We start from the raw sequence: 23,625 nt of genomic DNA, 5'->3' as shown, positions 1-23,625 counted from the left end.
GTCTTATAGGAGGGTTTTTCATGAAAATCTATACGAAATCAGGAGACGAGGGGCAAACCTCCCTCGTCGGCGCGAGAGTGCCGAAGACGGATCATCGCATAGAGGCGATGGGGGACTTGGATGAATTGAACAGTTTCATCGGTTTAGCGCGAAGCAAGGCCGGCTCGATCGAGGTCAAGGAGCAACTCATCGTCATCCAGCACGCGTTGTTCGACTGCGGGAGCGACCTGATGTATGCAGTGCCGAAAGAATCCCGCTTGAGCAAGGATGCGACGCATGACCTCGAGCGGTGGATCGATGCACTGACAGAGCTTGCGCCTCCGATCGAAAAGTTCATATTGCCTGGCGGAACAGAAGCAGCGTCGACGCTTCATGTGGCCCGAACGGTCTGTCGACGGGTCGAACGCCGGCTTCTCCGCGTCGAGGAGGCGAAACATCTCATCCCGTTCATCAATCGGCTGAGCGACTATTTCTTCACGGCGGCAAGGTATGAGAATGCCGTCGGACACAAGGCGGACATCGAATATGTCCGAAGCGCGCACGTCTTTAAACGAAAGGAAGAAAATAACGAATGAGCCAATCATTTAAGCAATGGAAGCGGGACGGGGTCACGATGCACCTCGTTCCGACTGATAAATTCAAGACGACGACAGTCCTCGTCACATTCTCTGCTCCGCTGAAGCGGGAGACGATCACGAGCCGGGCGTTGCTGCCCTATATCATGGAGAAATCGACTGCCGCCTATCCTTCGATGAAGGCCCTTCGTGAACCGCTTGAAACGCTGTATGATGCAGGTTTGTATGCGGACGCCTCGAAGTTCGGCGAAGAGCATGTCGTTTCATTCCAGCTCGATTTCGTCCGTCCTGAACTCGTTCATCATGAGACACTGATGGAGGAGGCGCTCGAGCTACTCGAACAGATGATCTTCTATCCGGATCTGACGGAAGGCGGATTCCGAGAACAGTTCGTCAAGCAGGAAAAACGTCTCCATGAACAGCGGATCGCTTCTGTTTACGACGACAAGATGCGATATGCCCAGCAACGGCTGCTTGAATTGATGGCGCAGGATGAAGCGGTCTCCATTCCATCTCTCGGGACGATCGAATACCTGAAGGAAATCACGGAAGCATCCCTTGAGGATACATACCAGGCAATGGTCGGCGAAGACCGAATCGATGTCTTCGTCGTCGGCAATTTGACAGAGGATCAGCTCGAAGACGTCATGTCCTTTTTACCGAAGCAAGATGAAAAATCGGCGCACTTCATCCCGGTCCGTAAAAGTGTGGCGGGGACGAAGCGTCTCGTCGAGAGCCAACCGATCAAACAGAGCAAACTGCATCTAGGCTACCGTGTCGATGTCGATCCATCCTCGGCGGATTCGATTCTGATGCAGGCAGTAAATGGCCTGTTCGGAGGATTCCCTCACTCGAAGTTGTTCATGAACGTACGTGAAAAGGAAAGCCTCGCCTACTATGCGGCTTCAAGGTACGCGGCACTGAACGGTCAGCTTTATGTCTATGCCGGCGTCGAAGCCTCGAAGGCAGAACGAGCCGAGCAAATCATCGGTGAACAGCTCCTCGCGCTTCAGCGCGGCGAGTTCACGGAAGAAGAGTTGGATCAGACGAAAGCGATGCTCATCAATGCAAGGAAACAGATCCTCGACCAGCCGGGACAGTTGATCGGCTGGCTGAACGGATCGAAGATGCGGGGCTTGACGCTCGACGAAGAGATCGATGTCATCGAACGTGTGACGCGCGAGGACATCGTCCGATTGGCCGGGAAAATCGAATTAGACGCGGTCTATCTATTGAGAGGTGAAGAATGATGAAACAGTTGGCATATCATGATGTAGGGGAGACGCTTTACTTTGAGAAGCTCGACAACGGGCTGTCGGTCTACCTTTTGCAAAAACGCGGTTATGAGAAGACATACGCCACTTTCTCGACACGATACGGTTCGATCGACAACCGGTTCAAGAGCGGTGACGACTTCGTCCAGGTACCGGACGGCATCGCCCATTTCCTCGAGCACAAGATGTTCGAATCGGAACACGGGGACGTCTTCCAGGAGTTCGGGAAACTCGGTGCGTCGGCGAACGCCTTCACCTCCTTCTCCCGTACAGCCTATCTGTTCTCAGCGACATCGAACATCGAGAAGAACATCTCGACGCTGATCGACTTCGTCCAGGATCCCTACTTCACACCGGAAAGCGTGGAAAAGGAAAAGGGCATCATCAACCAGGAAATCAAGATGTACCAGGATAATCCGGGATGGCGCTTGTTCTTCGGACTGATCGAGTCGCTCTATGCGGTCAATCCAGTCCGGATCGACATCGCCGGAACGACAGAGTCGATCGATAAGATCACCGCCGACGATTTGTATACGTGCTATGACGCATTTTACCACCCGTCGAACATGGTGCTCTTCGTCGTCGGGAACATCGATCCCGAGCAGGTGCTCGAACTCGTCAAAAACAATCAGTCGCAGAAGAACTACAGCGCCCGCAACCCGGTCGAACGGGATTACGGACAGGAACCCCGAGCCGTCTCGCGCAAACGGTTCGAACTCGAGCTCGACATCAAGACCCCGAAGGTATTGATCGGGTACAAGGACGAATCGCTCCGAGGGGAGGCGCAGTTGAAGCGCGAACTGACCAGTGAACTGCTGTTGCATCTTCTGTTCGATCAAACGGCAGATACGTATCTCGAATTGTATGAAGAGGGACTGATCGATGATACGTTCAGTTTTGATTACTCGAGCGAGGAGGAGTTCGCATTCGCGTCGTTCGGCATGGAGACGGCCGAACCGGACCGATTCATCACCGCCTATGAGAAGTTGTTGTCGAAGCGTCCGAACTTCAAGGAAGCGGAAGTCGTCCGGAAACGGAACATGATGCAAGGGAAGTTCCTCCGTGCGCTCAACTCCCCGGAATATATCGCGAATCAATTCTCCAGACATGCTCTTGCCGGTACGAATCTGTTCGACTTGCCGCATCTCATCGCCTCGATCACGAAGGCCGATGTCGAGCAGCGATTCGACGAACTGTTCGTCGCTGAACAGCGGGCGGTCTCGATCGTCAAGCCGCGTTTGAACGGATGAGGATTTTGGTAACCGGCGCAAGCGGGGCAATCGGACGTGCGTTGATCGACGTGCTCATGCCCCGTGCTGAATCGTTCGTCCTGCATACGCACTCGAAGGAAGACGAGCTGGTCGCCTATGCGGAGACCATCCCTGTACCGGTCGAAATCATTCAGGCGGACTTATCTGACCGGGATTCACTCGCTTCCTTTTGCGAGAAGTTGCCGGTCGTCGATGCGTTCGTCCACAATGCCGGAACGAGTTATAGCGGTCTGCTGATCGATCAGGATGAATCTTCGATCAGCTCGATGCTGACGTTGCATGTTGAGGCGCTCATTCGAATCAGTCGCACATTGACGGCGAGAAAGCCGTTCGACGCATCACTTTCAATCGTCACGATCGCGAGCATATGGGGCCTTTCCGGCGCTGCCGGTGAGGTCACGTATTCCGCTTGTAAAGCCGGACAGATCGGTTTCGTCAAAGCATACGCCAAGGAACTCGGACCGCTCGGCGGGCGCATCAATGCCGTCGCTCCCGGCTGGATCGATACGCCGATGAACGAGGATTATACGGAGGAAGACAGACGTTCCGCCCTCGAAGAGATTCCGGCAGGACGGATGGGAACGGTCAAGGAGGTAGCCGATGCTGTCGAATTCCTGCTCGGTCCAAGAGCAAGCTATGTCTCAGGAACGATCCTGAAGATCGACGGCGGCTGGATTTGACGCAAGAATCGGTCTTTAGAATGCTTTTCATTTAATTGAAAATCATTTAAGATGAGGAATGGATAGACGAGGAATGGAGGGACGGCGATGGGTGAGCTTGAACAGTGGTATCTCGAGTACGAATTAAAGGTGAACCGGCCAGGTATACTCGGGGATATCGCCTCGCTCATGGGGATGCTACATATTTCGATCGTGACGATCAACGGCGTCGATCATCAGCGCCGAGGGATGCTGCTTCAAACGAAGCAGGCAGATCAGATGCCTCGCCTTTCCGCCATTCTGAAGACGATGCCGACAATCGAGGTTTTGAAGCTTCGTCGTCCGAAGTTGCGCGACCGGATCGCTATCCGGCACGGGCGTTACATCGATCACGACAGCGATGACAGGAAGACGTTCCGCTTCGTGCGGGAAGACCTGGGGATTCTCGTCGATTTCATGGCAGAGCTTTTCAAGCAGGACGGCCATCGGCTGATCGGTGTGCGCGGCATGCCGCGTGTCGGCAAGACGGAGTCGATCGTCGCTGCGAGCGTCAGCGCGAACAAGAAATGGTTGTTCCTCTCCTCGACACTGATCAAACAGACCGTCCGCACATCCCTGTTCGATGACGAACGGAGCGGGGATTATGTCTACATCATCGATGCACTGGTCTCGCAGCGGCATTTCGATGAACGGCATTGGCAGATCCTTCGGGAAGTGATGCGTCTGCCAGCTCCGAAAATCGTAGAGCACCCGGATGCGTTCGTCAAGTCGAGCGAGTATACGTGGGAGGATTTCGATTACATCATCGAATTACGCCACACGACCGATGAGATCATCATCACTGAAGCCCCCCGGACCGAGGAACAGAACGGGTGGTTCAACTTTGAATAAGCAATTGAAATTATGGAAGGTGTGTTACCGATGACCGAGCTCGGAGCCTACTTAAAGGAACAGCGAGAAGCACTTGGCGTCTCATTAGAACAAGTCCAAAGCACGACGAAAATTCAAAAACGCTATCTCCTCGCAATCGAGGAGGGGGAATATGATAAGCTCCCTGGTGCGTTCTATGCGCGCGCATTCATCAAGACCTATGCGGAAGCGCTCGGGCTCGACGTCGATGAAGTCTTCTCGACATATCGGCGCGACCTGCCCGAACCGGAAGCTCAGCCGGCAGTCGAATTGTCGCGACGTGCGACATATTCGAAGTCGACCGCCCCGAAGAAGAGCGTCGCGAAGCGATGGATTCCAAACATCATCATCATTGCCTTGATCGTCGGAATCGGCGTCGGCATCTGGTGGTTCATCCAGAACCTCGGCAACAGTGCCGAGCCGAGCACCTCATCTACGCCTGAACCGAAAGTGACGGTCGAGGAGAAGGATGCTCCGGAAGAGAAGACGGAGGAACCGGCGGAGAAACCGGCCGAGGAACCGAAAGAAGAGGTAAAAGAGGAAGTCAAGAAGCCTCTCGCCCCAAAAACGACAGTCGGCCAGGATGTCACGTACGAAATCAAGACGGATGAGCTTCTCGATGTCAAAGTCGCGATCAAGAAAGATGCAAACCCTTCGCCGTTCGTAGGCATTCGTGATACGTCACTCGAAGGGCCAGCGCTCGCTCCGGATCACATCAGTGCTTCGGATAAGAACCCGATGGTCGTCAATGATGCGAAAACGAATTTGATTCGAATTCGGGTCGGATCGATCAAGGGAATCGAGGAAATCACCGTCAATGGACAAGCGTTGAAGCTTGATACAGGATTGATGGTCCAGAACATCTACGTAAAGAAAGTAGCTCCTTGATCGGAGTGCTTTCTTTACGTTTGCCGAGAGATTGGCAAACGCCATCGTGGCAGAAGGAGGAAGAATTCCGAAATGAACTTACCCAATAAACTGACTGTCCTGCGGATGCTGCTCATCCCGATTTTCGTCGCAGTTCTTGCATTCGACCCGGATTGGGGCACCTGGGACGTGCTCGGCGCTGAGTTGCCGGTCAGCCATTTCGTAGCAGCTATGATTTTCTCGGTTGCCGCCATCACGGATTGGTTCGATGGCCACTTGGCCCGTAAGCATAAATTGATCACGAACTTCGGAAAGTTCATGGATCCGCTCGCTGACAAGATGCTTGTCACGGCGGCACTCGTCTATCTCGTCGAGCTCGACTTCGTCGCTGCCTGGATCGTCGTGATCATCATTTGCCGTGAATTCGCAGTGACGGGACTTCGCCTCGTCGCATCTGATGAAGGAATCGTCCTTGCTGCCGGTAATTCAGGAAAAGCGAAGACGTGGGTACAATTGACGTCGATCATCGCTTATCTCCTGCATGACGTCGGATTCGCTCTCGTCGGGATCCCGTTCGCGGACATCACGATGTGGCTCGCATTGATTCTGACGATTTATTCCGGTGTGGAGTATTTCGCAAAAAATATTAAACTCATCACGAAATCGATGTGATGCTCAGGCTGTTCGCTAGACGAGCAGCCTTTTCTTAATTTCAGGAACGGGGGGAAACGCGATGCGTGGAGAAATCATAGCTGTCGGCAGCGAACTGCTACTCGGGGAGATCGCGAACACGAATGCACAATATCTTTCAGAATGGCTCGCGACGTGCGGTATCGGTGTCTATTATCATTCTGTCGTCGGTGATAATGCTGAGCGGATGAAGGAGAGCTTCGAGCTTGCAAGAAGCAGGGCGGACCTGATCGTCATCACTGGAGGGCTCGGTCCGACGGAGGACGACCTTACGAAAGAGGTGCTCGCTGAGATGCTCGGTCGGAAGCTCGTACTCGATGCGCCCGCATATGAAAAAATCGAAAGGTTCTTCAAAGGTCGATCCTTACAGGTGACGGAAGGAAACCGGAAGCAGGCGCTCGTCATCGAAGGGGGAGAAGTCCTCTCGAATGAAGCGGGTCTCGCGCCCGGGATCGTCATAAAGGATCAGGATAAGCAGTTCATCCTGTTGCCTGGCGTGCCGCGCGAGATGAAGAGAATCCTTTCCGACCATTTCTCGCACTTGCTCGGCAAGGAGACGATCCAGTCGCGGACGCTCCGATTCTTCGGCATCGGCGAATCTGCGCTGAACGATTTGCTGAAGGAACAGATTCGTACCGCAGCGAATCCGTCGATCGCCCCATACGCCGACCTTGCCGAAGTACGCCTTCGTCTGACAGCGAAGGCGAACAGTGAGGAAGAGGCCAGATTGATGCTCGATCAGGTCGAAACGGAGATTCACGCCGTCGCGGGTGAGTATTTCTATGGTCATGATGAAGCATCCTTGCCTGGAGTCGTCCATTCCTCGTTGAGAGCGGAGAATGCGACACTTGCTGCAGCTGAGTCGTTGACTGGCGGAATGTTCGCGAAGGGATTGACGGATCTCGCCGGCGTGAGCAGCGTGTTTCGCGGCAGTGTCGTTGCCTATGACCGGCAAGCGAAGGAAAAGCTGCTCGCTGTCGAGTCGTCCCTTATCGACACGGAAGGGGTCGTCAGTGAGGCGGTCGCCATTCAAATGGCTGCAGGTGCGAAAGAGGCGTTTCAAAGTGACTATGCCATCGCCTTCACAGGAGAGGCGGGACCTGACAGTGGAAGCGGCGTAAAAGTAGGGACGGTCTGTTGCGCGATCGCCACCCCGGACGATGTGGTCGTCCGCACATTCCACTACGCTTCGTCAGACCGCTCTATGATTCGTTTGCGAGCCGTTAAAGATGGCTACTTCTGGTTATACAAGTTGCTTAACCGAAAAAACGCATGAAAAAGAAAATGCGGCATAATTAATATACGAATAAATGTTCGTTTATCGCTTGTGTTCCTGTCTCAAAAGAAGTACAATAATCACAGGTAAGATAAACAAAGGAGGCCTGCTACGTGAGTGATCGTAAAGCAGCACTCGAGATGGCGTTACGCCAGATCGAGAAGCAATTTGGTAAAGGTTCAATCATGAAACTTGGAGAAAATGCTGATCAAAAAGTATCAGTCATCTCTTCCGGATCGATTACATTAGATATTGCACTTGGCGCAGGCGGTTACCCGCGTGGCCGCGTCATTGAAGTATATGGACCAGAGTCCTCAGGTAAGACGACGGTCGCACTCCATGCGATCGCTGAAGTACAAAAACAAGGCGGCCAAGCGGCTTTCATCGATGCAGAGCATGCGCTCGACCCGGCATATGCGAACAAGCTTGGTGTCAACATCGACGAATTGCTCCTGTCTCAACCAGACACAGGTGAGCAAGCACTTGAAATCGCAGAGGCGCTCGTTCGCTCAGGTGCCGTCGACATCCTCGTCGTCGACTCGGTCGCGGCTCTCGTCCCGAAGGCTGAGATTGAAGGCGAAATGGGTGACTCACACGTCGGTCTTCAGGCACGACTGATGAGCCAGGCGCTCCGTAAGCTCTCAGGTGCTACGAACAAATCGAAGACGATCGTCATCTTCATCAACCAGATCCGTGAGAAGATCGGTGTCATGTTCGGTAACCCGGAAACGACACCGGGCGGACGCGCGCTCAAATTCTATTCGTCTGTACGTCTAGAAGTGCGTCGCGCTGAAGCGCTCAAGAACGGCACGGACATCGTCGGTAACAAGACGAAGATCAAAGTCGTCAAGAACAAGATTGCGCCTCCGTTCAAGCAGGCAGAAGTCGACATCATGTACGGACAAGGAATCTCTAAAGTCGGTGAGTTGATCGACATCGGTACTGACCTCGATATCGTTCAGAAGAGCGGTGCATGGTATTCGTATAATGAGGAGCGTCTCGGTCAAGGCCGCGAAAACGCGAAACAGTACCTCGTCGAACATCCAGAAGTCGGTGAGGAAGTCGAACGTTTGATTCGCGAGCATCATGGACTCGGCGAACCGAACCTTGATGAGGACGTCGAACCGGTGACGAACGACCTTTTTGCTGAATAATGTACTGTGCGAAGGGATTCTGAGGAATTTCTTCGCTTTTTTGTATACAGTTGTCTGCACGTTCGTTGACAATGAATGATTGCTATCCTTACAATATAGATGTACGTTTTTTAGACATGATTCGAAGAACTTCCGAAATGAACTAAGAAACACCTTGCAAAGGGGAGGTGAACCCATGGATACTTGGTTGATTTTACTCCTCTCTTTGCCAATTGCTTTCATCGTAGGCTACTTCTTGCGAAAATCGCTGGCTGAAGCAAAAATCCAAGGCGCGGAAACAGAAGCGACAAAAATCGTCGAACGAGCGCAGGCTGCTGCTGAAGCAACGAAAAAAGAAGCATTACTTGAAGCGAAGGATGAATCCTTTAAACTACGGAATGAAGTAGAGAAGGAACTCAGAGAACGTCGTCAAGAGTTGGCGAAACAAGAAGCACGTCTGCTCCAGAAGGAAGAAACACTCGATCGCCGCGTTGACTCGCTTGACCGAAAGGAAGAGCAAATCGATGTACGTGAAGCAGAGATTCTGAAACGGAAGCAGCAAGCGGAAGAGCTGGAACGCAAAGTAGAGGACCTGTACGAACAGGGACGCCAAGAGCTCGTACGCGTCGCGAATCTTTCGCGAGACGAGGCACGAGCCATCATCATGGATGAGACGAAACAAGCTGCACTACACGAGGCAGCACTTCTTCAAAAAGAAATCGAACAAAAGGCGAAGGAAGAAGCGGACAAAAAAGCCCGCAATATCCTTTCGCTTGCGATTCAGCGGTTCGCCGCCGAGCATATCGCAGAAACGACGGTCTCCGTCGTCAACTTGCCGAATGACGAGATGAAAGGCCGGATCATCGGCCGGGAAGGCCGGAACATCCGGACGCTCGAGACGTTGACAGGCATCGATCTCATCATCGACGACACGCCGGAAGCAGTCATCCTTTCAGGATTCGATCCGATTCGCCGTGAAGTGGCGAAGATGGCACTCGAGAAACTCGTTCAGGACGGTCGGATTCATCCGGCTCGAATCGAGGAGATGGTCGACAAATCACGCCGTGAAGTCGACGAACGAATCCGGGAAATCGGTGAGGAAGCGACGTATGACGTCGGCATCCATGGAATCCACCCGGACCTCGTCAAAATTCTCGGCCGCCTGAAGTACCGGACGAGCTACGGGCAGAACGTGTTGTTCCATTCGCTCGAGGTCGCACACCTCGCGGGTATGATGGCCGCTGAGCTCGGAGAAGACGTCACGCTCGCGAAGCGCGCAGGACTTCTTCACGATATCGGTAAGGCGATCGACCACGAAGTCGAAGGAAGCCACGTCGAGATCGGTGTCGAACTCGGTACGAAGTACAAGGAGCACCCGGTCGTCATCAACGCGATCGCCTCGCACCATGGAGATACGGAAGCGACATCCGTCATCTCGGTGCTCGTCGCAGCAGCCGACGCATTGTCAGCAGCTCGTCCAGGCGCACGTCAAGAGACGCTCGAGAGCTACATCCGCCGTTTAGAACGCCTTGAGGAAATTTCCGAGTCGTTCGAAGGCGTAGAAAAATCATTTGCGATCCAAGCGGGTCGCGAGGTCCGAATCATCGTCCGACCAGATGTCGTCGACGACGTCCTCGCGCATAAGATGGCGAGCGACATCCGGAAGAAAATCGAAGAAGAGCTCGACTACCCTGGCCACATCAAGGTCACGGTCATTCGGGAGACGCGTGCAGTCGAATACGCGAAATAAAAGGGGAGTGGCGGGCGACCGCCACTCTTTTTCATTTAAAGGAGACAGAGAGATGAAGATTTTATTCGTCGGGGATGTCGTCGGTTCGCCGGGACGTCATATACTGGAGCAATTCACGAGCCGCTTGAAGGCTAAATACAACCCAACGTTCATGATCGTCAACGGCGAGAACGCGGCACATGGCCGCGGTATCACGAAGGCGATCTATCATCAGATGCTCGAGCTCGGGTATCATGGAATCACGATGGGGAATCATACGTTCGACAACAAGGACATCTTCGACTGGATCGATGGGGCGGACAAGATGGTCCGACCTGCCAACTATCCGGAAGGAACGCCTGGACGCGGTATGATGATCGTCAAGGCGAATGGAAAGAAGCTCGCCGTCATCAACCTTCAAGGTACGGTATTTCTGCCTGCACTCCGCTGTCCGTTCCGTATGGCTGACGAATTGATCAGCGAGGTCGAAGGTGACGTGGATGCCATCTTCGTCGATATGCACGCGGAGGCTACGAGCGAGAAGATCGCGATGGGGTATCATCTGGACGGGCGTGTACAAGCCGTCGTCGGTACGCACACCCATGTCCAGACGGCTGACGAGCGCGTTCTCGAAGGCGGGACGGCCTATATTTCAGACGTCGGCATGACCGGACCGCTCGACGGCGTGCTCGGAATGCGCAAGGAAGATGTCCTTCGAAAGTTCAAGACTCAGCTTCCGACACGGTTTGAAGTGGCGAGCGGGCGGGAACAGTTAAATGGAGTTCTGATTCATATCGATGACGCAACGAAGCGTGCGACGAAAATCGAGCGCATCCATCTGACGGATCAATCCATTTTCTTCGATTGACAACTTAATCCGGCTGGGAGGTACATGCATGGACGTCCTGAAAGTATCAGCTAAGTCGAATCCCAACGCGGTCGCCGGTGCGCTCGCAGGGGTTCTTCGGGAGAAAGGTGCAGTCGAGATACAGGCAATCGGAGCAGGGGCATTGAACCAGTCCGTGAAGGCCGTCGCCATCGCGCGCGGTTTCGTGGCGCCGACCGGCATCGACTTGATTTGTATCCCGGCATTCACCGACATCATGATTGATGGAGAGGAACGGACGGCAATCAAACTGATCATCGAGCCCAGATAAGCAGTGCCTGTGGACATCGGTCCAGCCAAGACGAAGACAGCCTACTCGGCGAGAGTAGGCTGTCTTTTTTTGTCAATGTCGTTCCAAAGTAAAGGCAAGCCAACGATTCGCGCGATAAGGTTGAAGCAGGCATTGAAGTCAGCTCGTTGAATCGGTATCATGAAATAGGGTGAACTAGAAACAGAGAAAGAAAAACAGGGAAACGAAAAGGGAGGACTCGCACATGTACGATCAATTATCGTGGAAAGTGGGCGGCCAGCAAGGGGAAGGAATCGAGTCGACGGGGGAGATTTTCGCAATCGCCCTCAATCGTCTCGGCTACTATCTTTACGGCTACCGGCATTTCTCGTCCCGAATCAAGGGAGGGCATACGAACAATAAAATCCGCGTCGCGACGCATGAGGTCAGAACGGTCGCTGACGATCTCGACATCCTCGTCGCGTTCGATCAGGAGACGATCGACGTCAACTTCCATGAGCTGAAGGAAGGTGCGATCATCATCGCCGACGCAAAGTTCAATCCGGTCAATCCGGATGAGGCGCGAGCTGCACTTTATCCAATCGCTTTTACGGAGATTGCGGCGGAACTCGGCACTTCCCTTATGAAGAACATGGTCGCGATCGGTGCCTCGAGTGCGATACTCGGCATACCGATTGAACGCTTCCAAGCGGTCGTCGAACAGATTTTCGGTAAAAAGGGTCCAGAGATGGTCGCAAAGAACTTGAACGCGATCAAGGAAGGCGCGAAAGCGTTCGAGACGGCGGCGCGTGACGCAGAACGCTTCATCCTCGCGCCGGCTGACGGGAAACAACGCATGTACATGATCGGAAATGATGCGATCGCGCTCGGAGCTGTCGCAGGGGGAGCGCGTCTCATGGCGGCCTACCCGATCACACCGTCATCCGAGATCATGGAATATTTGATCAAGGCACTCCCGAACTTCGGCGGGACGGTCGTTCAAACTGAAGACGAACTGGCTGCCGTGACGATGGCGATCGGTGCGAACTATGCCGGCGTACGGGCGCTGACGGCTTCAGCAGGACCGGGTCTCTCGCTGATGGCAGAAGCGATCGGCTTATCCGGGATGACGGAGACGCCGCTCGTCATCGTCGATACACAGCGGGGCGGTCCTTCGACTGGTCTGCCGACGAAGCAGGAACAGTCGGACTTGCTCGCGATGATCTATAACACGCATGGGGAGATTCCGAAAGTCGTGCTTGCACCGTCGACGGTCGAGGAAGCATTCTATGACGCGGCGGAAGCTTTCAATATCGCTGAAGAGTATCAGTGTCCGGTCATCCTCTTGACAGACCTCATGCTTTCACTCGGCAAACAGTCGGTCGAACCGCTCAACGTGAACAAGGTCGAGATCCGCCGCGGCAAGCTCTTGCAAGGAGAGCTGCCGAAACTCGAGGGGAAGGCGTATTTCAAGCGTTATGAAGTGACGGAAGACGGAATCAGTCCGCGCGTCCTCCCGGGTACGAAGCATGGGATCCATCACGTCACCGGAGTCGAGCACAATGAAGAGGGACGACCGTCGGAAGCGACGAAGAACCGCGTCGACCAGATGAACAAGCGTCTTCGTAAGCTGAACAGTTTCCGGATGAAGGATGCCGTACTTGAGACTGTGCTGCATGACGATCCAGACATTCTGTTCGTCGGATTCAACTCGACACGCGGGACGATCGAAGAAGTCATGCCCCGCCTCGAAGCAGCAGGTATCAAGGTGAACCATCTCCACATCCGACAGCTCCACCCCTTCCCTGCGGAAATCGTCCGCCCGCACCTCGAACGGGCGAAGAAGGTCGTCGTCGTCGAGTATAACGCGACAGGTCAGCTCGCGAAGCTGATCAAGATGAACTGCGGATTTGCAGAGAAAATCGAACATATCCTTAAATTCAACGGTGACCCGTTCTACCCGGCTGAAGTGGTAGAACAGGTCCAGATGGGGGGCATCTATCATGGCAACGTTTAAAGATTTCCGGAATGATGTGAAGCCGAACTGGTGCCCGGGTTGCGGAGATTTCTCGATTCAGGCAGCTATCCAGCGCGCCGTCGCCGGTATCGGACTTGAGCCGGAAGATCTTGCGCTCATCTCAGGGATCGGCTGTTCCGGTCGCATCTCCGGCTATATCAACACCTACGGTTTCCACGGCGTCCACGGCCGTTCTCTCCCGATCGCCCAAGGCGTCAAGATGGCGAACCGCGAGTTGACGGTCATCGCGTCAGGCGGCGACGGCGATGGTTTCGCGATCGGCATGGGACACACGATCCACGCCTTCAAACGAAACATCGACATGACGTATATCGTCATGGACAATCAGATCTATGGATTGACGAAAGGGCAGACGTCTCCGACGTCCGCTCCCGGTTTCAAGACGAAGACGACACCGAAGGGTTCGATCGAAAAGAGCATCTCGCCTGTCGAGCTCGCGCTCACATCGGGTGCGACATTCGTTGCGCAGAGCTTCTCAAACGACTTGAAGGGATTGACGAGCCTGATCGAGCAGGCCGTCAACCACAAAGGATTCGCTTTCATCAACGTCTTCAGTCCATGTGTGACGTTCAACAAGGTCAACACCTATGACTGGTTCAAACAGAACTTGACGAAGCTTGATGAGATCGAAGGATATGATCCGACTGATCTCGATCAGGCGAAGAAGGTCGTCCATGAACATGAGGGACTCGTCATGGGACTGATCTATCAGGATGCTTCACGTCCAGACTACCAGTCGCAAGTGACAGGTTATCAGGAAAAAGGACTCACTTATGCAGATCTCGAGCTGAACGAGGAGACGTTCGCAGGTCTCGCGGCAGAATTCATGTGAACACGAACGGCATGCTGACTAGTCCAGAAATGACGCGCTCCCGGAACAGATAAAAAGATGCGGGAATGCTTCATTCAAGAAGGGGTTTGAGGGAAATGACAAAACAGACAGCACTTGAGACGGAGACCATCAAGACGAAGACGATGAAAGCACTCGTCAAGGAGGAGCGTGCCTACGGAGCGGTCCTCAAAGAAGTACCGATTCCGAAGCCGGGCCGGGGGGAAGTCTTGATTCAGGTCGAAGCGACGTCGATTTGCGGTACAGACGTCCATATCTATGAATGGGATGCGTGGGCTGCTTCGCGTGTCAATCCGCCCTATGTCTTCGGACACGAATTTTCCGGGAAGGTCGTCGAACTCGGTGAAGGGGCGAAGCGGATCAAACTCGGAGACCGTGTATCGGCCGAGACGCACATCGTCTGTCACCAGTGCAAACAGTGTCTTCGCGGTCAGTATCATATCTGCAAGAACACGAAAATCATCGGCGTCGATACGCAAGGCTGTTTCGCAGAGTATGTCGTCATGCCGGAAGAAAACCTGTGGGTCAACCCGGAAGAGATGCCTGCAGGTGTCGCTTCGATTCAAGAGCCGATGGGGAACGCGGTCCATACCGTTCTCGCGAGCGATGTCAGCGCAAAGACGGTCGCAATCGTCGGCTGCGGTCCCATCGGCCTGATGGCGATCAGTGTCGCGAAAGCGGCAGGCGCGGCAGAGGTCGTCGCGATCGATGTCAACTCGTACCGGCTCGAGCTTGCCAAGAAGATGGGCGCTGACGTGACGATCGACTCTCGGCACGAGGATGTGCTCGAGCGGGTGATGCGGATGACGGACGGCGACGGAATCGATGTCGTCTGTGAGATGAGCGGGCATCCGGTCGCGATCAAGCAAGCGTTCGAGATGGTGACGGCAGGTGGGGATGTCAACATCCTGTCGTTGCCGACGAAACCTGTCGAAATCGATCTGACCAACCACGTCGTCTTCAAGGGAATCCGTGTCCAAGGTATCACGGGACGCAAAATGTATGAGACGTGGAGCCAGGTATCTGCCTTCCTGTCGAGTGGCAAGGTCGATGTCGCTCCGCTCATCACACACACGTTGCCGATCGAGCGGTTCGAGGAAGGCTTCGAACTGATGCGTCAGGGAAAATGCGGTAAAGTCGTACTACAACCAGGGGGACGAAACTGATGGGATTCGAACATTTGAAACTAGAACTGGATGAAATGAGAAATGCAGGCACGTTCCGTAAGCTCGTACCACTCGAAAGCGCGCAACATAATCGCGTCACGATCGACGGCAAGGAACTGATTCAGCTGTCTTCGAACAACTACCTCGGCCTGGCTGCGCATCCGCGCCTCGCAAAAAAAGCGTGCGAAGCGGCACTTGAGTTCGGTGCCGGTACCGGATCCGTCCGGACGATTGCCGGAACGCTGAAGATGCATGACGATTTCGAACGGGAGCTCGCGACGTTCAAGCATACGGAAGCTGCTCTCGTATTCCAATCGGGATATGCGACGAATCTCGGTGTGCTATCGGCGCTCCTCAGCCCGGAAGATGTCGTCATCTCGGATGAGTTGAACCATGCCTCGATCATCGATGGAATTCGCCTGACGAAGGCGAAGCGCCGTATCTACAAGCACGTCGATCTGAAGGATCTCGAAGCTGCGCTACAGGAGACGCAGGACGCGAGAACGCGTCTCGTCGTCACGGACGGCGTCTTCTCGATGGACGGGAACATCGCGCCCCTTCCTGAGATCGTCGAGCTCGCAGAGAAGTATGATGCACTCGTGATGGTCGACGATGCACACGCTTCAGGTGTCCTCGGGAAGAATGGCCGGGGAACAGTCAATCACTTCGGGCTCGACGGACGCGTGGCCCTTCAAGTCGGCACACTCTCGAAAGCAATCGGAGTACTCGGCGGGTACGTCGCTTGTGAGCAGCACGTCAAGGATTACCTGATTCACAAGGGACGCTCGTTCCTGTTCTCGACATCGCATCCACCGGCTGTCGTCGAAGCGAACCGGGAAGCGCTCCGCGTGATGGAGGAAGAGGTCGAGTTGTTTGATCGTCTCTGGTCGAACACGGCGTTCTTCAAGGAAGGGCTCCGCGCGCTCGGTTTCGACATCGGAACGTCGACGACGCCGATCACGCCGGTCATCGTCGGCGACGAAGCACTCTGTCACAAGCTGTCTGACCGTCTCCGTGAACTCGGGGTGTTCGCGCAAGGGATTGCCTTCCCGACCGTAGCGAAAGGAAAAGCACGTGTCCGGACGATCGTAACGGCAGAACACACGCAGGAGGATCTTGAGCAAGCACTGGCTGCTTTTGAAAAGGCTGGCAAGGAACTCGGATTGATTTAAAGAAAGATGAGAGGCTGCTTCCCTTTGGAGGCGGCCTTTCTTGCTGAACGATGGAAGATGTCCAAACGGGCAATCAGAATTTCATCTGGTCATATGCCAATGAAAGGGGTAATATGGAACTATCAGGAATAGGTCTTTTGGCATATAGAGAGAAAGAGGCGATTTGGGATGGAATATATCAAAGAAGCAATCTGGTTCGGACCGATGATCGGTATGTCCTTCCTATTGCTCCACTCCTTGCGTTTCAGAAGGGAATCAGAGATCAGCGGCTGGTTCAGCTCGTTGATGTTGCTATTGTTCACTTGGTCGGTAGGAAGCTATATCGAATTGCGGACGGATACGTTCGAATGGAAGCTGTTTGGCCGAAATGTCCAGCAAATCGGAGTGTTTCTCGCACCTGTCATCGTATACGGACTCATCCGAAGGCTGATTGGAAAACCGCTCGGTACGGCGAGCATGTTCATTCTCATGCCGTTCGTCACGGCGGTCGTCCTCATCTTCACGGATCGATATCATGGCTTGATGCGTTCCTATGTTCGGCTGGAGGGGGCAGGCGAAAAGGTGATCGAGGTCGTCCGAACACCACTTAATACGATACTCCTGCTGTCCGGGCTATTGCTGTGTGTGATCGGGATCATCATGCTCGTCATCGAAGCGTTCAGGATCGGGACGGCGCAAAAGAAAAATTATCTTGCGTTCGCCTTCTCGCTGATTGCGATCTCATTACTCGCGGCCTTCCGGCTTGGAAGTACATACCTCGCAGACATTCTTCCGTTGTCGACGCTCTCGTTCCCATTCGTCGTACTGCTGTTCAACCAGGCGTACCGACATCAGCTTCTCAAAGTCATACCGATTGCAAGGAGCGTCATCGTCGATCATTTGAAGGAGCCGATCATGTTGCTTGACGGCAATCTGAAGATCGTCGACTTCAACCCTTCGGCGGAGCACTTCCTTGAGAAGCTTGGTCCACTTCGAATCGGCATCTCGATGCTGCACTTCGTCAATGACCATCCGCTGATCAAGAAGGCGATCACCTCACGCGAGAAGACGACAGTCGGATTTGAAATCGATGAACGGGTCTTCGAGATGCAGCTGATTCCATTAAAGGCACATGCCGGGATGGAGAGCGCGCTAATCCTGATGCTGAGTGACCGGACGAGTGAGGTGCGTGAAGAGCAGCTCCTCCGGCGTCTTGCCGAAACCGATCCGTTGACCGGCCTCCTCAACCGGAGAGCATTTCAGGATCGTGTCGAGCTGTCGCTCGACCGTGGCGACGGCTGCGGGTTGATCCTCTTCGACATCGATCACTTCAAACAAGTGAACGACACGTATGGACATCAAAAGGGCGACGAGGTGATCTGTCTCGTCACTCGGATCGTCGAGAACGTGCTTGATGGGTCCGAAGCGTTTTCACGAATCGGCGGCGAGGAGTTCGGCGTGTTGTTGTCGACACAAGACCAACCGTCCTTGTTGAAGAAGGCGGAAACGATTCGAAAATCCGTCGAGAGTACTACTCGGGAGAGTGATATCGCAATAACGGTAAGCATCGGTTGCGGAGTACTCGCCCGAGGTGAGCGATTCGAGAAACTGTATCACAGGACGGACAGCGCACTGTATGAGGCCAAGCGAAATGGGCGCAATCAGACGATTTGGGCTGAGCATGTCGTGCAAAACAGCTGAGGAGGACCTCAGCTGTTTTTTTCGTGTGAGGACGCGTATGATTGGGAAAAGGATGAAGAAGGAGGGGATGATTTGAAAAAAAGACTGTCGTTCGTCCTGCTATTGAGTACATTGATTCTTCTTCTTGGCGGTTGCATAAGAATCAAGTATGATGCGACGATCCACACGGACCAGAGCGTCACACTGAAGACGACTTACGCGGCAAAAGAGCATCCAGTCGCGAGACTGCTCAACATGCAGCCCGACTGGGAAAAGCTCTCGAAGCAGGCAGAAAAGAATGGATACGAGACGGAACTCTTCTCGACGAAGGATGACTTCGAGGGGATGAAGATGGTCAAGACGTTTGACCGACTTGAGGACATGGCTTCAATCAAGGACGAATGGAAGACGGGGATCGGAGGTATCCTGATTCCGCCGGATACGACATATGATGTCAAGAAAACGGACGGTTTCTGGTTCGATAAATACCGGCTCGATACGACGATCGATCTCAGTATCGACCGTCTGAACATTCAAGGATATCAACCGACCGGGCAAGTGAAGAAGCTTGCTGATCGCTACATTCGCCAAGCGGATATCGAAATCAATCTTCACGCGCCAAAAGCGGTCATCCTCCAGAACGGAGAGCAGATTGACTGGGCGAACTACAGCGACGTCTCCTGGAAACTGTATGGAACGAAGGCGAACCAGTTGCAACTGATCGCCTATGTGCCGAATCCGACCGGCTGGATCATTACGATCATCGTCTTGTTGCTCGCACTTGGCATCTTCCTATACTGGCTGTTCCACCGGGTACGGCGTCTGCGCCGCGAACAGGTCAAAACTGTCGGGGTGACGTTGCTGATCTGTTTCGTATTCGGAACAATCACCCTGATGATTGCCCCTGACTCGTCCAGTGCTCCTCCGCCGACGGAGCAGGTCGTCTCTGCCAAAGGTGAAATCACGCCGACTTTCCTCGTGCATGGGTTATTTGGGACGGAGCGAACATTTTTACCGATGATCGAGCATATGCGAAAATCGAAGGTGGCTGACGACGGCGGACGATGTGACGTCGACCTAGAAGGCGGTGTGAAATGCCAGGCCGCCCCTTCGACAACAGGCAATCCGCTCGTCCGAATCGTCTTCGAAGATGATGAGGCGAGCATCGATGAACAAGAGAAGTGGATCGCGGAGTCGATCGCCGCTTACGATAAAGCGCAACGGGCAAACTTCACGGACATCAATTTAGTCGGTCACAGCATGGGAGGTCTCGGAATCGTCAACTATACGTTGAGAGAAAGCATACCTTACCATGTCAGAAAAATCGTCACGCTCGATTCCCCGATTGCGGGATCCGATTATGCGGACCTCGGCCTTGTTCTTGCTCCTTATGGGACGAATACGAACAGCCCGGCCATCCGCGATCTCGCTAGCAAATCCGAAGTCATTCAGACGTTGACTGAACGGCTTGAGACATGGCCGCGCGATGTCATGGTCTATTCCTTCGGTGCTAAGGGAGGCGACTTTGATCTGATCCGGCTCGATAGTTCGTTTGCGCTTGAGAACTATACGGACAACATCGAGACGAAATCATACAAGTACGATCATTTCACGATCCATCGAAGAGAGCCGGTCTTCAAGGAAATCAAGCGGTTTCTTTTCGATGATTCAAACAGTTGAGGGGGAGCGTCATGCGAATCGGTATCATCGGAGGCGGGATTGCCGGTTTGACGGCAGCTGCGCTGCTTAGCGAGGCGTACGATGTCGTCGTATATGAAGGAGCGAGGGAATGGGGAGGGTCTGCCGGCAAGTTCAGCCGGGGAGAATTCACTTTTGCTGCTGGTGCGACGCTCGGAATGGGTTTTGAGAGGGGCGGAATCCATGAACGTGTCTTGAGTCATCTAGGGATATCTTTAGAAGCCGAGCTGTTAAGAGAAGTCATGATCATCGAGCTTGACGGACAGCGCATCACCTATCATAAAGACAAGAGGAAGTTCGTCAAGCATCTCAGCGAGATATTTGAGGCTGACAAAGAGGGAATCGTTTCTTTTTATGAGGAGTTGGATCAGATCGTCTCGCGCATCGAACCGATCATGGAGACGCTTCCCGTTCTCCCGCTCCGGACGTCAGGAGACATCAAAGCCCTTCTTCCTCACACGGTCGATGGATTGATGATCGCCCCTTATCTGATGCAAACCGTAAAAACACTGCTGGCGCGTCACGGGTTACTCGGGACGACGTTCGAAAGAATGGTCGACGGTATTCTGCTCGACAGCATGCAGACCGGAATCGAAGCGTCCGCTTTGCTCGGAGCAATCGCTCTGACGATCTATCACCGCGGGGCATATTACGTTCCGGGCGGACTTTTCCGGATTGCAGATGCCCTGAAGGAAAAGGCGCTCGAGAACGGGGCTGAGCTACAAATGGGGCGTCAGATGACCGGAATACGTCGTGTGCCAAACGGCTTTTTGCTGAGTGACCGCCGGGGGAGGTTCGAGCTCGTCGACGAACTGATCTGCGCGATGCCGATCGAAGGCGTCATGAAAATCAGCGATTCGTCGATCGAACGAATGCTGAAGAAAACCTATCGGCATCAGCAAAAACTCTCTCAGTGGGCGACATTCACTTACTATGCGGCTATTCCTGAACACCTTGTCCAAGATGGAGCCCTCTTCAGACAAGTTCATGACAGGACATTGCCTTCAGGGCACGCCTTCATCTCCCTCTCGAAAATAGGGGACGAATATCGAGCGCCGACGGGATACCGTACATTGACGATGTCGTGTCATATCGAAATCGGTCGTTTTTCGAAGGAGAGAAATCTTTATGCTGTTCAGGAACAAGAGATGCAGCAAGTGTTTGAGCGAATTCTTGAAGGACAGTTTCCCGGATTCAATCAACATGCGCTTGAACGCCTGCCTGGGGGACCTGGAGCATGGGTCCGCTATACGTTCCGGCCAGACGGAGGGGTCGGTGGTTATCCGCAGTTGCCGGGATCGAGCCTGTTTCGAGCCGCGTCCTTCCGTACCGGACTATCTGGTCTGTCGATCATCGGCGACACGATTTTTCCAGGCGCAGGGACGATTGGTGTAACGACGTCGGCTATTCACGTCGCACGAATGTACGGAGTCGACATATGATGAAACTTCAATTGACGCTATTTGATGATTTTAGGAATCGTTTGACGGAACGGATGATTGCTTCATTTCGAAATGATGGATAGGGTGAATTTCGATTTCCCAATCGAGCTTCTCACCTCTGCTGACCTGGACGGTAGGATGTAGGGATGCTGTTCGAATTGCGTCCTCCATGTCTTGAGCTTCGAGCATGAACACACTTCCGAGCATTCTTTCACGTTCGCCTGGTTGAATGTTTTCAACACGTATCTTCCCGTCAACCAGGCGCAAAATATTCATTTCTTGTTCGACTCCGGTATCTAATAGCAAACGATCGGTTTTTTGGAGAGTTTCGAGATGTATCTGACATTCCTCCATGATGGCGTCGACATCCTTTTTCGGAAGAACGTTCATTTTTGAAGGGTTGAAGAATCCTAGGCATACATATCTCATTTGTTTCCGTCTCCTTTCGGCGCTGATGCGGTTAGTCAATTGATGAAATGTTCCAGTTCCGTTTTTTGGCGCAAGTGATGTCGTGCATGCATTTCGACCAAATCGAACCATTCCTGAGCATTCAGCCAACCTAATCCTCCATGCATTACCTTGCGGTGAGGATGTGCAGAACCGACTATTGACTTCAAATGCTCTGTCCGTTCGATCAATCTGTCCAATCTGGCAGTGAGCTCTGCTTGGCTGTCAGAGTTGTTAGGAGGGGTATTCATTTCATCCGGCAAACGAATCTTGATATCTGGAAATCCACCCTCCCGGAATAATTGCTCACCAAAAGAACTTTTTCCTGATGGCTGTATCTCTATCTGTCCAAGGCACGCTTCCGCATTATCAAGATATTCGTTCGAAACCACGATGATATGGTCGAACATCTGACCGATCGACCAGACGTCATGCTCATTTTTATGGCGAAGTTCCTGTAGAGAATAAGTGCCGAGATCATTTCTATATTGTGTGAGCAGTTCTTTGATGTTCATCGGGCAATCAGCCCTCCTGTCCTTGAAGTGAAGTCGAAATGAAAATGATGCGAATACACGTTCGTTGTTATATATTGAACTTCCCCTTTTAATCCAATATTAACCTTGTCATGGGTGAATAAGATATGACTTTCAGAAGAGGCACCTTCAACATGACCTTCGTAACCTGTCTTCCGCCTCATGTCGCCAGTGTGAGATTACTTATTTTGGCTTGATAAGATTATTCCATTAAACATCTGGGAACATATACTCTGTAAAGCACCTCAGATAGAGAATAATTTCAATGTGGATAAAGGAGAGAATGCAGCATGAATCAGCAACTATTCGAAGAGAAGTGCCAAATGTTCATCAAGCAAAGACGTCCGGAAGTCGGTGAGATTCAACTCGAGAAGACCAGAACGTTCCTCAATGCGCGGGGACTTAGTGTCTATGAACGGGTATATCAAGGCAAAGAGGAAGTGCGTCTCGCCTTCGTCGAACAGACGAACGGACCGCAACGCGTCTCGCTTCTTGAGAATACGTTCGGATCGGGTCTTGTCTATTTCGTGTCGACCGCGACTGCAACGTGGGATGGAGAGAACTTCGGCGAATTCATTTTCTAATCGAGTAGTACATACGGAATCCCGGCTATGCACGCATGGCCGGGATTCGATTATGATAGGAGATGAACAATAGTAATTGAATAAATAGACAAATGGTATGGAATGTACCTGAATATGGACAGGATTGGACTATCCCCAGCTATGCTTCGCTTGGAAACGGAGGCAGTTCAAGAGCTTCGGAAGTACAAAAAATAAACTGAAGGAGGATGAAGAGGTTGTTGAGGGCATACAAGACAGAGATCCGACCGACTGAAGGACAACTCATTCTGATTCATAAGACCATCGGCACTTGTCGTTATGTCTACAACCTGTACCTTCAAAAGAATAAAGAAGCGCATGAGGCAACTTCTTCGTTCCTCTCCGGGTATGACTTCTCGAAATGGTTGAACAACGAACACGCGACGCAGGATGAGTTCGCCTGGATCAAGGAAGTGCCCAGCAAGGCGGTCAAACAAGCCATCATGAACGCGGACGCAGCCTACAAACGATTCTTCAAGAAGCTGTCCTCTTCCCCTCGCTCCAAAAGAAAGAGCGACTA

23 protein-coding genes are annotated in these 23,625 nt (G+C 53.0%); 21 read left to right on the top strand and 2 right to left on the bottom strand.

What is annotated here, in order from left to right; genetic code table 11:
* Window positions 1-20 precede the first annotated feature (20 nt).
* From DFG60_RS09640 to DFG60_RS09550, 19 genes are all read left to right on the top strand, one after another.
* Window positions 21-575, top strand: a complete 555-nt coding sequence (locus DFG60_RS09640; RefSeq protein ID WP_114571557.1) for a cob(I)yrinic acid a,c-diamide adenosyltransferase — start codon at window positions 21-23, stop codon at window positions 573-575.
* Complete coding sequence (gene yfmF, locus DFG60_RS09635) at window positions 572-1,825, top strand: EF-P 5-aminopentanol modification-associated protein YfmF (protein ID WP_114571556.1); 1,254 nt, start codon at window positions 572-574, stop codon at window positions 1,823-1,825. The genes DFG60_RS09640 and yfmF overlap by 4 nt, the downstream gene beginning before the upstream one ends.
* Window positions 1,822-3,099: an EF-P 5-aminopentanol modification-associated protein YfmH gene (yfmH, locus tag DFG60_RS09630; protein WP_408608657.1), complete on the top strand. Its 1,278-nt coding sequence runs from the start codon at window positions 1,822-1,824 to the stop codon at window positions 3,097-3,099. The genes yfmF and yfmH overlap by 4 nt, the downstream gene beginning before the upstream one ends.
* Window positions 3,096-3,800: an elongation factor P 5-aminopentanone reductase gene (gene ymfI / locus DFG60_RS09625; protein WP_114571555.1), complete on the top strand. Its 705-nt coding sequence runs from the start codon at window positions 3,096-3,098 to the stop codon at window positions 3,798-3,800. The genes yfmH and ymfI overlap by 4 nt, the downstream gene beginning before the upstream one ends.
* Before the next feature lie 87 nt (window positions 3,801-3,887).
* On the top strand, window positions 3,888-4,670 hold the full coding sequence (locus tag DFG60_RS09620; protein WP_114571554.1) for a DUF3388 domain-containing protein: 783 nt from the start codon (window positions 3,888-3,890) through the stop codon (window positions 4,668-4,670).
* Window positions 4,671-4,700: 30 nt separating this feature from the next.
* On the top strand, window positions 4,701-5,576 hold the full coding sequence (locus DFG60_RS09615; RefSeq protein ID WP_114571553.1) for a helix-turn-helix domain-containing protein: 876 nt from the start codon (window positions 4,701-4,703) through the stop codon (window positions 5,574-5,576).
* A gap of 72 nt (window positions 5,577-5,648) precedes the next feature.
* Window positions 5,649-6,227, top strand: a complete 579-nt coding sequence (pgsA, locus tag DFG60_RS09610) for a CDP-diacylglycerol--glycerol-3-phosphate 3-phosphatidyltransferase (protein ID WP_114571552.1) — start codon at window positions 5,649-5,651, stop codon at window positions 6,225-6,227.
* A gap of 61 nt (window positions 6,228-6,288) precedes the next feature.
* Complete coding sequence (locus DFG60_RS09605) at window positions 6,289-7,521, top strand: competence/damage-inducible protein A (RefSeq protein WP_114571551.1); 1,233 nt, start codon at window positions 6,289-6,291, stop codon at window positions 7,519-7,521.
* Between the two features lie 113 nt (window positions 7,522-7,634).
* The gene (gene recA, locus DFG60_RS09600) at window positions 7,635-8,675 is read left to right on the top strand and encodes a recombinase RecA (protein ID WP_114571550.1); all 1,041 of its coding nucleotides are present in this window, start codon (window positions 7,635-7,637) and stop codon (window positions 8,673-8,675) included.
* A 175-nt stretch (window positions 8,676-8,850) separates the two neighbouring features.
* Window positions 8,851-10,404, top strand: a complete 1,554-nt coding sequence (gene rny, locus DFG60_RS09595) for a ribonuclease Y (protein WP_114571549.1) — start codon at window positions 8,851-8,853, stop codon at window positions 10,402-10,404.
* Between the two features lie 52 nt (window positions 10,405-10,456).
* Window positions 10,457-11,251 carry a TIGR00282 family metallophosphoesterase gene (locus DFG60_RS09590; RefSeq protein ID WP_114571548.1) on the top strand — a complete coding sequence of 265 codons (795 nt, stop codon included), beginning with the start codon at window positions 10,457-10,459 and terminating at the stop codon, window positions 11,249-11,251.
* A gap of 28 nt (window positions 11,252-11,279) precedes the next feature.
* Window positions 11,280-11,540 carry a stage V sporulation protein S gene (locus DFG60_RS09585; RefSeq protein WP_114571547.1) on the top strand — a complete coding sequence of 87 codons (261 nt, stop codon included), beginning with the start codon at window positions 11,280-11,282 and terminating at the stop codon, window positions 11,538-11,540.
* Window positions 11,541-11,763: 223 nt separating this feature from the next.
* Window positions 11,764-13,515, top strand: coding sequence for a 2-oxoacid:acceptor oxidoreductase subunit alpha (locus DFG60_RS09580; protein ID WP_114571546.1), 1,752 nt, complete (start codon window positions 11,764-11,766; stop codon window positions 13,513-13,515).
* Window positions 13,502-14,368 (top strand): 2-oxoacid:ferredoxin oxidoreductase subunit beta, encoded by an 867-nt coding sequence (locus tag DFG60_RS09575; RefSeq protein WP_114571545.1) that lies wholly within the window; start codon window positions 13,502-13,504, stop codon window positions 14,366-14,368. Before DFG60_RS09580 ends, DFG60_RS09575 begins: the two co-directional genes overlap by 14 nt.
* 95 nt (window positions 14,369-14,463) lie before the next feature.
* The gene (tdh, locus tag DFG60_RS09570; RefSeq protein WP_114571544.1) at window positions 14,464-15,552 is read left to right on the top strand and encodes an L-threonine 3-dehydrogenase; all 1,089 of its coding nucleotides are present in this window, start codon (window positions 14,464-14,466) and stop codon (window positions 15,550-15,552) included.
* Window positions 15,552-16,724, top strand: a complete 1,173-nt coding sequence (locus tag DFG60_RS09565) for a glycine C-acetyltransferase (protein WP_114571543.1) — start codon at window positions 15,552-15,554, stop codon at window positions 16,722-16,724. The genes tdh and DFG60_RS09565 overlap by 1 nt, the downstream gene beginning before the upstream one ends.
* 168 nt (window positions 16,725-16,892) lie before the next feature.
* Window positions 16,893-18,404 carry a histidine kinase N-terminal 7TM domain-containing diguanylate cyclase gene (locus DFG60_RS09560; protein WP_114571542.1) on the top strand — a complete coding sequence of 504 codons (1,512 nt, stop codon included), beginning with the start codon at window positions 16,893-16,895 and terminating at the stop codon, window positions 18,402-18,404.
* A gap of 72 nt (window positions 18,405-18,476) precedes the next feature.
* Entirely contained in the window at window positions 18,477-20,063 is a 1,587-nt protein-coding gene (locus tag DFG60_RS09555) for an alpha/beta hydrolase (protein WP_114571541.1), read from the top strand.
* Window positions 20,064-20,074: 11 nt separating this feature from the next.
* Complete coding sequence (locus DFG60_RS09550; protein ID WP_114571540.1) at window positions 20,075-21,523, top strand: phytoene desaturase family protein; 1,449 nt, start codon at window positions 20,075-20,077, stop codon at window positions 21,521-21,523.
* Window positions 21,524-21,553: 30 nt separating this feature from the next.
* Here DFG60_RS09550 and DFG60_RS09545 read toward each other — a convergent pair whose 3' ends face one another.
* Complete coding sequence (locus DFG60_RS09545) at window positions 21,554-21,952, bottom strand: YciI family protein (RefSeq protein WP_157964522.1); 399 nt, start codon at window positions 21,950-21,952, stop codon at window positions 21,554-21,556.
* Between the two features lie 35 nt (window positions 21,953-21,987).
* Window positions 21,988-22,485 carry a DinB family protein gene (locus DFG60_RS09540; RefSeq protein WP_114571538.1) on the bottom strand — a complete coding sequence of 166 codons (498 nt, stop codon included), beginning with the start codon at window positions 22,483-22,485 and terminating at the stop codon, window positions 21,988-21,990.
* A gap of 308 nt (window positions 22,486-22,793) precedes the next feature.
* Between DFG60_RS09540 and DFG60_RS09535 the strand changes: the two genes are divergently transcribed.
* Together DFG60_RS09535 and DFG60_RS09530 are read left to right on the top strand one after the other, a co-directional pair.
* Entirely contained in the window at window positions 22,794-23,087 is a 294-nt protein-coding gene (locus tag DFG60_RS09535; RefSeq protein WP_114571537.1) for a hypothetical protein, read from the top strand.
* Window positions 23,088-23,302: 215 nt separating this feature from the next.
* Window positions 23,303-23,625 (top strand): helix-turn-helix domain-containing protein (locus tag DFG60_RS09530; RefSeq protein ID WP_157964526.1); only part of this gene is annotated, 323 nt, incomplete at its 3' end.

The sequence above is a fragment of the Exiguobacterium flavidum genome, assembly GCF_003344535.1.
Lineage (GTDB): Bacteria > Bacillota > Bacilli > Exiguobacteriales > Exiguobacteriaceae > Exiguobacterium_A > Exiguobacterium_A flavidum.
This window is presented reverse-complemented; position numbering and strand designations above follow the sequence as displayed.

What these genes read in the sequence shown, in the direction of transcription:
- DFG60_RS09640 (WP_114571557.1), top strand. Translation starts at nt 21, where the DNA reads ATGAAAATCTATACGAAATCAGGAGACGAGGGGCAAACCTCCCTCGTC.
- yfmF (WP_114571556.1), top strand. Translation starts at nt 572, where the DNA reads ATGAGCCAATCATTTAAGCAATGGAAGCGGGACGGGGTCACGATGCAC.
- yfmH (WP_408608657.1), top strand. Translation starts at nt 1,822, where the DNA reads ATGATGAAACAGTTGGCATATCATGATGTAGGGGAGACGCTTTACTTT.
- ymfI (WP_114571555.1), top strand. Translation starts at nt 3,096, where the DNA reads ATGAGGATTTTGGTAACCGGCGCAAGCGGGGCAATCGGACGTGCGTTG.
- DFG60_RS09620 (WP_114571554.1), top strand. Translation starts at nt 3,888, where the DNA reads ATGGGTGAGCTTGAACAGTGGTATCTCGAGTACGAATTAAAGGTGAAC.
- DFG60_RS09615 (WP_114571553.1), top strand. Translation starts at nt 4,701, where the DNA reads ATGACCGAGCTCGGAGCCTACTTAAAGGAACAGCGAGAAGCACTTGGC.
- pgsA (WP_114571552.1), top strand. Translation starts at nt 5,649, where the DNA reads ATGAACTTACCCAATAAACTGACTGTCCTGCGGATGCTGCTCATCCCG.
- DFG60_RS09605 (WP_114571551.1), top strand. Translation starts at nt 6,289, where the DNA reads ATGCGTGGAGAAATCATAGCTGTCGGCAGCGAACTGCTACTCGGGGAG.
- rny (WP_114571549.1), top strand. Translation starts at nt 8,851, where the DNA reads ATGGATACTTGGTTGATTTTACTCCTCTCTTTGCCAATTGCTTTCATC.
- DFG60_RS09590 (WP_114571548.1), top strand. Translation starts at nt 10,457, where the DNA reads ATGAAGATTTTATTCGTCGGGGATGTCGTCGGTTCGCCGGGACGTCAT.
- DFG60_RS09585 (WP_114571547.1), top strand. Translation starts at nt 11,280, where the DNA reads ATGGACGTCCTGAAAGTATCAGCTAAGTCGAATCCCAACGCGGTCGCC.
- DFG60_RS09580 (WP_114571546.1), top strand. Translation starts at nt 11,764, where the DNA reads ATGTACGATCAATTATCGTGGAAAGTGGGCGGCCAGCAAGGGGAAGGA.
- DFG60_RS09575 (WP_114571545.1), top strand. Translation starts at nt 13,502, where the DNA reads ATGGCAACGTTTAAAGATTTCCGGAATGATGTGAAGCCGAACTGGTGC.
- tdh (WP_114571544.1), top strand. Translation starts at nt 14,464, where the DNA reads ATGACAAAACAGACAGCACTTGAGACGGAGACCATCAAGACGAAGACG.
- DFG60_RS09565 (WP_114571543.1), top strand. Translation starts at nt 15,552, where the DNA reads ATGGGATTCGAACATTTGAAACTAGAACTGGATGAAATGAGAAATGCA.
- DFG60_RS09560 (WP_114571542.1), top strand. Translation starts at nt 16,893, where the DNA reads ATGGAATATATCAAAGAAGCAATCTGGTTCGGACCGATGATCGGTATG.
- DFG60_RS09550 (WP_114571540.1), top strand. Translation starts at nt 20,075, where the DNA reads ATGCGAATCGGTATCATCGGAGGCGGGATTGCCGGTTTGACGGCAGCT.
- DFG60_RS09545 (WP_157964522.1), bottom strand. Translation starts at nt 21,952, where the DNA reads ATGAGATATGTATGCCTAGGATTCTTCAACCCTTCAAAAATGAACGTT.
- DFG60_RS09540 (WP_114571538.1), bottom strand. Translation starts at nt 22,485, where the DNA reads ATGAACATCAAAGAACTGCTCACACAATATAGAAATGATCTCGGCACT.
- DFG60_RS09535 (WP_114571537.1), top strand. Translation starts at nt 22,794, where the DNA reads ATGAATCAGCAACTATTCGAAGAGAAGTGCCAAATGTTCATCAAGCAA.